10 protein-coding genes are annotated in these 9774 nt (G+C 72.3%); 7 read left to right on the plus strand and 3 right to left on the minus strand.

Annotated elements, in window-relative coordinates; all coding sequences use genetic code 11:
- Positions 1-174: 174 nt before the first annotated feature.
- The 3 genes from AX737_RS05590 to AX737_RS05600 form a co-directional block, all read right to left on the minus strand.
- Positions 175-999 carry a DUF4344 domain-containing metallopeptidase gene (locus AX737_RS05590; protein ID WP_066919680.1) on the minus strand — a complete coding sequence of 275 codons (825 nt, stop codon included), beginning with the start codon at positions 997-999 and terminating at the stop codon, positions 175-177.
- A 24-nt stretch (positions 1000-1023) separates the two neighbouring features.
- Positions 1024-1386 (minus strand): hypothetical protein, encoded by a 363-nt coding sequence (locus AX737_RS05595; RefSeq protein WP_066919682.1) that lies wholly within the window; start codon positions 1384-1386, stop codon positions 1024-1026.
- Positions 1387-1626: 240 nt separating this feature from the next.
- The gene (locus AX737_RS05600; RefSeq protein ID WP_066919684.1) at positions 1627-2334 is read right to left on the minus strand and encodes a L,D-transpeptidase; all 708 of its coding nucleotides are present in this window, start codon (positions 2332-2334) and stop codon (positions 1627-1629) included.
- Between the two features lie 433 nt (positions 2335-2767).
- Between AX737_RS05600 and AX737_RS05605 the strand changes: the two genes are divergently transcribed.
- Genes AX737_RS05605 through AX737_RS05635 form a run of 7 tightly spaced genes read left to right on the plus strand, consistent with a single transcriptional unit; the run spans position 2768 to position 9679 of the window.
- A complete protein-coding gene (locus AX737_RS05605) occupies positions 2768-3973 on the plus strand; it encodes an ABC transporter substrate-binding protein (protein ID WP_066919686.1) in 1206 nt (401 codons plus the stop codon).
- Between the two features lie 38 nt (positions 3974-4011).
- The gene (locus tag AX737_RS05610; protein ID WP_082772904.1) at positions 4012-4866 is read left to right on the plus strand and encodes a branched-chain amino acid ABC transporter permease; all 855 of its coding nucleotides are present in this window, start codon (positions 4012-4014) and stop codon (positions 4864-4866) included.
- Positions 4867-4877: 11 nt separating this feature from the next.
- Positions 4878-5873 (plus strand): branched-chain amino acid ABC transporter permease, encoded by a 996-nt coding sequence (locus AX737_RS05615; RefSeq protein WP_066919688.1) that lies wholly within the window; start codon positions 4878-4880, stop codon positions 5871-5873.
- Positions 5870-6679, plus strand: coding sequence for an ABC transporter ATP-binding protein (locus AX737_RS05620; protein WP_238230004.1), 810 nt, complete (start codon positions 5870-5872; stop codon positions 6677-6679). Before AX737_RS05615 ends, AX737_RS05620 begins: the two co-directional genes overlap by 4 nt.
- Positions 6676-7389: an ABC transporter ATP-binding protein gene (locus AX737_RS05625; RefSeq protein ID WP_066919690.1), complete on the plus strand. Its 714-nt coding sequence runs from the start codon at positions 6676-6678 to the stop codon at positions 7387-7389. The genes AX737_RS05620 and AX737_RS05625 overlap by 4 nt, the downstream gene beginning before the upstream one ends.
- Before the next feature lie 32 nt (positions 7390-7421).
- Positions 7422-8909: a M81 family metallopeptidase gene (locus AX737_RS05630; RefSeq protein ID WP_066919692.1), complete on the plus strand. Its 1488-nt coding sequence runs from the start codon at positions 7422-7424 to the stop codon at positions 8907-8909.
- Entirely contained in the window at positions 8906-9679 is a 774-nt protein-coding gene (locus tag AX737_RS05635; protein WP_066919694.1) for an FCD domain-containing protein, read from the plus strand. Before AX737_RS05630 ends, AX737_RS05635 begins: the two co-directional genes overlap by 4 nt.
- Positions 9680-9774 lie beyond the last annotated feature (95 nt).

Raw genomic sequence — 9774 nt, forward strand, 5'->3', positions numbered from 1 at the left:
TTGGGGTGAGGGGTATGACCTGACAGGACTGAGCACGCCATCGACGCGCGTTCAGGCCCCCGCCTCTTTCGGAAGCCTCATACGCCTCACCCTGTCCCTCTCCCTATGGGAGAGGGGACCCGCGCTTCGTTCCGGGACGATGCGCTAGACCGAACCCATCAACCGGAAACGGTATCAGAACATCCACCGGAAGGCGCGCCGGATGCGGGCGCGACCCATCCGGCCGTCGTGCAGGTGGCGGCGGAAGAGCGTCTGCAGGGCGGATGCCGCGAGGTCGTACTCGGCCCCGCATTGCGCGGCGCGCCCCCTGGGCAGGGTGCCGTCGTCCACGAGGTAGCCGAAGGTCCCGCGGTCGGCGCCGTAGGCGAGGCAGAGCAGGTTGTAGAGGCGCTGGGCGGTCAGGCTGTGGTCGTCGGCGAGCGTCTCCCGATCGGGCGTCTCCTCGGCGGCCTGGCTGCGCATGAGCTGGGCTATGCCGTCGATCGCGTGCCGAGCCTGCCCGGGCGGCAGTTCGAGCAGGACGAGGGCCGCGAACTGGTCGGCCGCGTCCTCCTCCCGGCCGAGCACCGGCACGGCGAGGAGATCGTAGAGGGCATGCCCGAGTTCGTGGAGGAAGACCTGCGCCACGGGGCCGAAGATCGCGCCGTGCCGGGGCGCCCCGGACGCGGACGCGCTCCTGGCGGCGGTCTCCCGCACCTCCCGGACATATTCGTAGCAGACCGTGATGGTCCGGTTCTCGGGCGCGTACCACGCATCGGGCTCGCCGCCGCAGGCCGACAGGCGCAGCGTCAGGGCGTAGGGCAGGCGCACCCCCCTGACGATCGTCCGCAGGCCTTCCAGCACGCGGCGCGCCTTGAGGTCACGGTAGATCGCGCGCGTCTCAGCCTGCGCGGGGCGCTGATAGGCGATGCGGATCGCCGCGCCCCCGGGGCGGGCCGCCCAGGCCGGGAGGGCGGCGGCGAGGGCCAAGCCTGCCGCAAGGCCGAGAGCCCACCGCATCCGGCGGCCTCCGGACCCCGGGTCTCAGTGGGACAGGACGCGCACGACCCGGCGCGAATCGAGATCCACCACCACGGCCTTGTCGTCGGGCGAGATGAAGTAGCCGTAGTAGCCCGACGGATCGAGGCTCGGCACCGACTGGTTGCGGAAGAGGCCCATCTCGATCCAGTCCGGGACGGGGCTGCCGATCCCGACCCGGCGGCCGAACCCGTTCGCGGCGGTGTAGCGCGGCCCCACCTCGAACAGGGTCGCCACGGCGACCGGGGTACCTCCGACCTCGATCTCGCCGGTCGTCGGTCCGCGCGGGTTCACCTGCACGACGAGCGGCTGCGCCCGGACCGACAGGCAGCACAGGGCCGCGATCGCGCCGAGGGCGATCCGGGACATGTTCCGAGATCCAGTCGTCATGAGAGCCTCCGACCTGCGGCCTCCGCGTCGGACGGAGACGCGTGGCCTGGAGGAGGATAGGTCCGCTCCGGACGCGCGCTTGATCGAATGCGCCCTCGGCCGGTCCCGCTTCTTTCAGGACGGCCCTTCCGGCGCGAGCCGTCCGGCGCGAGCCGTCCGGCGCGAGCCGTCCGGCTCGCCCGGCCACGGACGACCGCCGGGTCGGGCTCGCCGGATCCCCTAGGCCGGCAGGACCACGACCTTCGTCTTCACCGGGGTCCGCGCGTAGAGGTGGATCATGTCCTGGCTGAGCAATCCGACGCAGCCGCTGGTGATGCCGCTGCCGATCGATTCGGGCTCGCTGCTGGCGTAGATCGTGTAGAGCGTGTAGGCGCCGTTCTGGTAGAGATGCAGCGTGCGGGCGCCGAGCGGGTTGTCGAGGCCGCCCGGCATGCCGCGGGCGTACTTGGCGGCCTCGGGCTGACGCCGGATCATCTCCTTGGGCGGTGTCCAGGTGGCCCATTCGGACTTGCGGCCGACATAGGCGTCGCCGCTCCACAGGAACCCGTCGCGGCCGACGTTGGCGCCGTACCGGGTAGCGGATCCGTCACCCTCGATGCGGTAGACGTAGAAGTTGCGCGGATCGACGACGATCGTCCCCGGCGCTTCCTTCGATTCGTACCGAACCGTCCGGCGATAGTACTTCGGATCGACCTTGCGGACATCGACCGCCGGGATCGGGAACTTCTCGTCCGGCATCGGTCCGTAGATCCGGGTCGCCTCGGCGAGGATCACGCCGTCGGTGGTCGCGCAGCCGCCCAACCCCAAGGCGCCGAGACCGGCGGCCGAGCCGAACAGAAACGAGCGGCGGTCGAGACGCCTCGCCCGAGCCCCGGGCGAGGCGGTCCCGTCCATCGCGCCGACCTCGGCATTCCCGTCATCCGCCATCGTGATCCCGAACGTTCCCCGGCCGGCAGCGCGCGCCGCGGCGCACGCCCGGCGGCCCTGCTGTCAAGCTGAGAGTGCGGCGCCTCGGCGCTCCAGGCAAGTGCGGCACTCGCCGCCGGTCCGCCGGCCGCCCATCCGCACTCGTCCGGGCGCGTCCCGGGCTGCGGGCGCCGTCCGGTCCCGCCGCGGCGGCCCGCCCCTCGGGCCGTGGCCGGCCCCTGTCGGAGGCCGAACCCTTCGGCTGAACCCTGTCCGGAGGACCGTGACCGAAACGGCAGCGCCGGTCGCACGGCACCCTCGCTTATTGCAGTGCACGGCATTTGTGCAGCTGCACATTTTTGCAGTGCAGTAAAAATCGGGTTTGCCGCGCCATTTGGTCGGCTCTATCGATACGTATAGATAGGATTGTCCGACCGATTCTCAGGATGGTGCCATGCTCGACCGCCGCTCCTTTCTGGCCACCTCGTCCTTCGCCCTCGCATCCCTGACGTCGCCGGCCCTGCTGCGAGGCGCGCGGGCCGCGGGTGCCGACCTCGTCGTCGGGGCGCCGCTGCCGATGTCGGGTGCCTTCGCGGCGAACGGGAAGTTCGCCGCGCTCGGCGCGGCCTTCGCCGCCGAGGAGGCCGGCACGGTTCTGGGACGCAAGGTGGTGGCGCGCGACCTCGACACCGAGGGCAAGCCCGCGACCGCGGCCCGGCGGGTGCAGGAGGCGATGGCCGAGGGCGCCCGGCTGTTCGCCGGCGGGATCCTCTCCTCGGAAGCGCTCGTGATGGGCAAGGAGGTGACGAATGGCGGCGGCGTGTTCTTCACCACCGCCGGCGCCGACGAGATCACCGGCAAGGAGTGCAACCGCGGCACCTTCCGCTGGAGCGTGCCCACCCACGGGGCGATCGCCCAGACCGTGCGCCCGCTGATCGAGCGGATGCCGCAGGCCAAGCGCTGGTACACGATCACGCCGCAATACGTCTTCGGCGAGGGGCTGCTCGGCGCCGCCAAGGCGGTCTTCCAGGAGAAGGGCATCGAGCATGTGGGCAACAGCTACCACGCGCTCGCCGAGAAGGAGTTCAGCGGCTACCTGACCAACGCCATCGCGGCCAAGCCCGACGTGCTGCTGATCCTGAGCTTCGGGTCGCAATCCTCCGACACCCTGCGCCAGGCGGTGAGCTTCGGCCTGAAGAAGCGCATGACCATCGTGCTGGCCTGGGCCTCGGGCCTGGAGCAGTTCGAGGCCCTGGGGCCCGACCTGTGCGAGGGCGTCTATTTCGGCGCGCAGTACTGGCACGGCATCGACACACCGTCGAACAAGGCCTTCGTCGCGAAGGTGCGGGCGACGCGCAAGTTCAGCCCGAACTACTCCTTCGCGGGCTCCTACCTGATGACGAAGCTCCTGCTCGACGGCGCCGCGAAGGCCGGATCCGCGGAAGGGCCCGCCGTCACCAAGGCGCTGGAGGGCTTGACCTATGCGGGTCTCACCGGCGACGAGGAGATCCGCGCCGCCGACCATCAGGTCATCAAGAACTATTACCTGCTCAAAGGAAAGCCCAAGTCGCAGATGGCCGACAAGGACGATTTCGTCGAGATCGTCAGCTCCGGCAAGTCGTTCCTCTCGTCCGAGGCCGCCGGCTGCAAGATGAGCTGAGGCGCGCGGCGGATCGGCCCGGCGGCGCGGAGGCTCGCGTGACCTACCTGTTCCAGATCCTCAACGGCATCGGCCTGGGGATGCTCTACTTCCTGCTCGCGGTGGGACTGAGCATCATCTTCGGGCTGCTGCAGTTCGTGAACTTCGCGCACGGCGCCTTCTACATGCTGGGGGCCTACCTCGCCTACACGATGGTCGAGCGGGGGGTGAGCTTCTGGCTCGCCCTGCCGCTCGCCTTCCTGGCCGTCGGCGCGCTCGCCGCCCTGACCGAGGCCGTGCTGCTGCGCCGGATCTACGCCCAGGCGCACACCTTCCACATCCTCGCGACCGTCGGCCTCGCGCTGGCGGTGCAGGAGATCGTGATCATCGTCTGGGGGCCGATCGGCGCGAACCTCGCCCCGCCCGACAGCCTCTCGGGCGTCGTGATCCTGGGCGACTTCATCTACCCCGAGTACCGCCTCTTCGTGATCGCGCTGACCGCGCTGCTGGCCGGAGGATTGTGGTGGCTCCTGGAGGGCACGCGGCTCGGTGCCATCGTGCGCGCCGGCTCGGAATCGCCCGAGACCATGGCGCTCCTCGGCTACGACACGCGGCGCATCAACACCGCCGTGTTCGGGCTCGGGGCCGGGCTCGCGGGCCTCGCCGGGGCGCTCGCCGCGCCGATCCGCGGGGTCGATCCGTTCATGAGCGTCGAGGCGCTCAGCGTCGCCTTCGTGGTCGTGGTGGTCGGCGGCATGGGGAGCTACGCGGGCGCGCTCGCGGCCGGCCTCGCGGTCGGCATCGCCCAGAGCCTGATGGCCACGCTCTGGCCCGAGGGGGCCCGGCTGATGATCTATCTCGGCATGGCGGCGGTCATCGTGACGATGCCGCGCGGATTGTTCGGACGCGCCTGAGGAGACGAGCGATGACCCGCCTCCTCGAACGCCCCATCGTCCATTTCGGGCTCGCCGCGGCGACCGTGCTGGTCCTGCCGCTCGTCCTCCGCTCGGGCACGCTCGCGAGCGAGATCCTGATCTACGGGCTGGCGGCGGCCGCCTGCAACCTGCTCCTCGGCTATACGGGCCTGCTCTCCTTCGGGCAGGGCATCTTCTTCGGGCTGGGCAGCTACGCGGCCGGCCTCATCCTGCTGCGCGCCGGATGGCCCGCCCCGGCGATGCTGCCGGCCGTGGCGCTCGTCGGAGCCGCGACCGCGACCGCGGTCGGCTGGCTCTCGATCCGGCGGCAGGGCGTCTACTTCGTGATGCTGACGCTCGCCTTCTCGCAGCTGTTCTACTTCCTGGCCTACACGCTCGGCGACCTGACCGGCGGCGACAACGGCCTCCTCAACGTGCCGCGCCCCGCGCTCGGCGGGAAGCCGCTCTCGGATCCCTGGGCCTACTACGCCTTCGTCGCCGCGCTCTTCCTCGGGCTGTTCGCCGCGCTCCAGCGGGTGGCGCTCTCGACCTTCGGCCGCACCCTGCTGGCGATCCGGGACAACGAGGCCAGGGCCAGCGCCATCGGCTTCCCGGTCCGCACCTTCAAGGTCGCGGCCTTCGCGATCTCGGGGGCGGTGACGGCGCTCGCGGGCGCCCTGCACGCCATGCTGATCGGCGTCGCCCCGCTATCGAACATCGAGTACCACACCAGCGAGACGCTGCTGATCATGACGATCATCGGCGGGGCCGGAAACCTGTTCGCCTCGGTGCTCGGCGCCGCCTTCTACCTCGTGGCCGGCGACCTCCTCTCGGCGATCTGGCCGCGCTGGCTGCTGCTGCTCGGCGTCCTCCTCGTCGCCGTCGCCCTGTTCATGCAGCGCGGCCTCTGGGGCCTCGTCGAGCGGGCCGCCGCGCTCGTCGCGCGCGAGCCGCCCCCGGAGCCCGCATCCGCGGACGCCACCCTGCCGGAGGAGAGCCGCCCGTGACCGCCGCCTCCAAAGCCGTCGCGTCTGCCATCGAGCCCCCCGTCGAGCCCGCCCTGGCCGCGGACGGGCTCGGCGTGCGCTACGGCAGCTTCGTCGCGCTCAAGGACATCACCCTGCGGGTGCGCCCGAACAGCGTCCACGCGATCATCGGGCCGAACGGGGCGGGCAAGACCACCCTGTTCCACGCCCTCACCGGCCGTGTCCGCGCGGCGAGCGGGCGCATCACGCTCGGGGGCCGCGACATCACCCGCACCCGCGACGACGACCGGGTGCGCCTCGGCCTCGCCCGCTCCTTCCAGGTCACGAGCCTGTTCGCCACCCTGAGCGTGCGCGAGAACCTGCGGCTCGCAGCCCAGGGGCGCACGCCCTGGGCCGCGCTCGCGCCCTGGCGCGCGGTCTCGGAGCGGGACGCCGCCTTCGCCGTCGTGGACGCGCTCCTCGCGCGCCTCGACCTCGCGGGCGTCGCGGGCCGCCCGGCGGGCGAACTCTCGCACGGCCAGCAGCGGCGGCTCGAGGTCGGCATGGCGATGGCGGCCCGGCCCCGGGTGATCCTGCTCGACGAGCCGACCTCCGGCATGGGCACGGACGACATCGGCGCGATGACCGACCTGATCCGCGACCTCGGCCGCGACCACACCGTGCTGTTCATCGAGCACAACATGGGCATCGTGATGAACATCAGCGACACCGTGACGGTGATGCGCGCCGGGCAGGTCCTGGTCGAGGGGCGGCCCGCGGCGGTGCGCGACGACCCGGAGGTGCGCCGGGCCTATCTCGGCAACATGATCACGGGGGACCTGCGATGAGCGCGGGGGCGGCTCTGCGTCTCGACGACGTCCACGGCTTCTACGGCAAGAGCCACATCCTTCAGGGCGTCAGCCTCGAGGTGGGCCCGGGCGAGATCGTCTGCCTGCTCGGCCGCAACGGCGCGGGCAAGACCTCGACCCTGCGCAGCGCCGCCGGCCTCCTGCCGCCGCGGCGGGGCCGCGTGACCTTCGGGGGCGCCGAGATCGCCGGCTGGGCGCCCCACCGCATCGCCCGCGCCGGCCTCGGCCTGGTGCCGGAGAATCGCGGCATCTTCGGCCTCCTCACGGTCGAGGAGAACCTGCGGATCGCCGTGCGGAAGGGCTCGCCCTGGGCGCTCGCCGACGTCTACCGGATCTTCCCGCGCCTGGAGGAGCGGCGCCGCAACGGCGGCGCGCAGCTCTCCGGCGGCGAGCAGCAGATGCTCGCGATCGCCCGCGCGCTCCTCACCGGCCCCAAGCTCCTGATGCTCGACGAGCCCGTCGAGGGCCTCGCCCCGGTCATCGTCGAGGAGATCGTGGCGCAGATTCGCCTGATCCGGGACGCGGGCGTGCCGATCCTGCTGGTCGAGCAGAACCTCGCCGTCTGCATCAGCCTCGCCGACCGGCACTACATCCTCGAACTCGGCCGGATCGCCTACCACGCCAGCGGGCCGGACTTCGCGCGGGACGAGGCGGCGCGCGACCGCTTCCTCGGCGTGAAGGCCCACTGAGCCCTCTGGCCCGCCCACTCTCGGAAGCCGCCATGCGCATCGTGACCGCTCGCCTGAACCACGAGACGAACACCTTCTCGCCGCTGGCGACGCCGCTCGAAGCCTTCCGGCCCCTCTGGGGCGAGGCGGCCCGCGCGGCGGGCACGGGCAGCGCCACGGCGCTCGGCGCCTTCCTGGCCTTCGCGGAGGCGCGCGGCGCCGGGGTGGCGGTTCCGGTCTCGGCCCACGCCAACCCGAGCGGGCCCGTCGCCGACGCCGCCTTCGAGGCCCTGTCCGGCGCGATCGTGGCGGCGGTCTCCGAGGGGTGCGACGCCATCCTGCTCGACCTCCACGGCGCGATGGTGACGGAGAGCCTGGACGACGGCGAGGGCGAGCTCCTCGCCCGGATCCGCGCGGTCGCGCCGGACGTCCCGCTCGGCGTGGCGCTCGACCTCCACGCCAACGTCACGCCCGGCATGGTCGCGGCCGCGGATGTGATCGTCGGCTTCAAGACCTACCCGCACGTGGACATGGCCGAGACCGGGGCGCACGTCGCCCGTCTCGTCGGCCGCATGCTCGACGCGGGTCTGCGCCCGCACCAGGCTTGGTGCCACCCGCCCCAGCTCGCCCACACCCTGCGGATGGACACCCGCGTGCCGGGACCGATGGCCGACCTCGTGGCCGCCGCGCGCGCCGTCGAGGCGCGGCCCGGCATCCTCGCGGCCACGCTGTTCGGGGGCTTCTCCCTCGCCGACCAGCCGGAGGCCGGCGCGTCCTTCGTCGTCGCGGCCGAGAGCGCCGGGCTGGCGCGGGCCGCGGCGGAGGAACTCGGAGCCGCGCTCTGGGCGCGCCGGGCGGACTTCGTCTACGCGGAGGCGCCGCTCGCGGAATCCCTCGCGGCGGCCCGCGCGGCCGCCGAGGGCCCGGGCGAGGGGCCCGTCCTGCTCCTCGACCACGGCGACAACTGCATGTCGGGCGGCACCTGCGACGTGATGGACGTGCTCGCCGGCTGCCTGGAGGCCGGCCTCGACGGGATCGTCGCCGGGCCGATCTGCGATCCCGACTCCGTGGCCGCCCTGTTCCAGGCCGGGACCGGCGCCGCGGCGGAGATCCGGCTCGGCAACAAGGTGGCGCTGCCGGGCTTCCCGCCCCGGGCACCGCTCGCCCTCGCCGGCCGGGTCGCGGCGCTCGGCGACGGCGGCTACGTCGTCACGGGCCCGACCTATACGGGACAGCGCTTCTCGATGGGCCGCGCCGCCGTGCTCGACACCGGCCGGGCGCGTGTGCTGGTCGTGGAGGAGCCGCACGAGCCCTGGGACCGCGCGATCTTCACGCAGAACGGGCTCGATCCGCGGGCGGCGCGGTTCCTCGTCCTGAAGTCGCGCATGTATTGCCGCCCGGTCTTCGAGCCGATCGCCCGGGCGGTGGTCGAGTGCGCCAGCGCCGGGGTCACCAGCTCCGATTACCGCCTCTTCCCCTTCGCCAAGCTGGCGCGCCCGGCCTACCCGCTCGATCCGGACGCAGCCTGGGGGCCGCGGTGAGCCTCGACGACGACGCGGAGGCGGCACCGCTGCGGCGGATCAAGCTCTCCGATCAGATCGCCGAGGATCTGCGCCGACGCATCGCCCGCGAACGGATGGAACCGGGCCAGCGCCTGCCGAACGAGCGCGCGCTGATGCAGCATTACGGCTGTGCCAAGGGGACGATCCGGGAAGCGCTGAAAGCCCTTGAGGTGCAGGGGCTGGTGACGATGCAGCCCGGCCCCAACGGCGGCGCGGAGATCCGGCCGGTCTCGCTCGATGCCGCGGCCCAGCAGCTGCGCCGCTTCCTGCATTTCCGGCAGCTCGACTTCGCCCAGGTCTACGCCGTGCGGCGCAGCCTCGAAGTCGCGCTGGGCGTCAGCATCGTGGGCCGGATCGACGACGAGGTCCTGCGGCAGCTCGCGAGCAACATCGAGGCCTGCCAGGCGGCGGCCGACGCCGGCGATCGCGCCCGCGGTCGCGTGCTGGAGCTGAAGTTCCACGACATCCTGTGCGACGCCAGCGACAACGCGCTCCTCGCCTTCATGTGCCGGTTCCTGAACAGCCTGCTGCGCGACCTCGTGGAGTTCCGCAGCGCCAGCGCGACGGAGCACGAGGCCTTCGGCGCCCACAACATCGACAGCCATCGCCGGCTCGTCGCCGCCTTCCGGGCGGAGGATGCCGGGGCGGTCGAGGCGGTGATGCACGAGCACATGTGCTGCGCCGAGCATTTCATGCGCCGGCTCGACGCCGCCTTCCACCGCGACCTCCTGAGCGGCGAGCGGACCTAGGCCCCGGGACGGGGCGATCGAGGGCGCGTCCGGCAGGCCGGCGTCGGCGGGTCCGGCGGTCGTGGGGGCGCGGGCCCGCGGTCGCGCGCCCCCAC

The sequence above is a fragment of the Methylobacterium sp. CCH5-D2 genome (assembly GCF_001556475.1).
In the GTDB taxonomy this organism is placed as follows: Bacteria; Pseudomonadota; Alphaproteobacteria; order Rhizobiales; family Beijerinckiaceae; genus Methylobacterium; species Methylobacterium hispanicum.

What these genes read in the sequence shown, in the direction of transcription:
- AX737_RS05590 (WP_066919680.1), bottom strand. Translation starts at nt 999, where the DNA reads ATGCGGTGGGCTCTCGGCCTTGCGGCAGGCTTGGCCCTCGCCGCCGCC.
- AX737_RS05595 (WP_066919682.1), bottom strand. Translation starts at nt 1,386, where the DNA reads ATGTCCCGGATCGCCCTCGGCGCGATCGCGGCCCTGTGCTGCCTGTCG.
- AX737_RS05600 (WP_066919684.1), bottom strand. Translation starts at nt 2,334, where the DNA reads ATGGCGGATGACGGGAATGCCGAGGTCGGCGCGATGGACGGGACCGCC.
- AX737_RS05605 (WP_066919686.1), top strand. Translation starts at nt 2,768, where the DNA reads ATGCTCGACCGCCGCTCCTTTCTGGCCACCTCGTCCTTCGCCCTCGCA.
- AX737_RS05615 (WP_066919688.1), top strand. Translation starts at nt 4,878, where the DNA reads ATGACCCGCCTCCTCGAACGCCCCATCGTCCATTTCGGGCTCGCCGCG.
- AX737_RS05625 (WP_066919690.1), top strand. Translation starts at nt 6,676, where the DNA reads ATGAGCGCGGGGGCGGCTCTGCGTCTCGACGACGTCCACGGCTTCTAC.
- AX737_RS05630 (WP_066919692.1), top strand. Translation starts at nt 7,422, where the DNA reads ATGCGCATCGTGACCGCTCGCCTGAACCACGAGACGAACACCTTCTCG.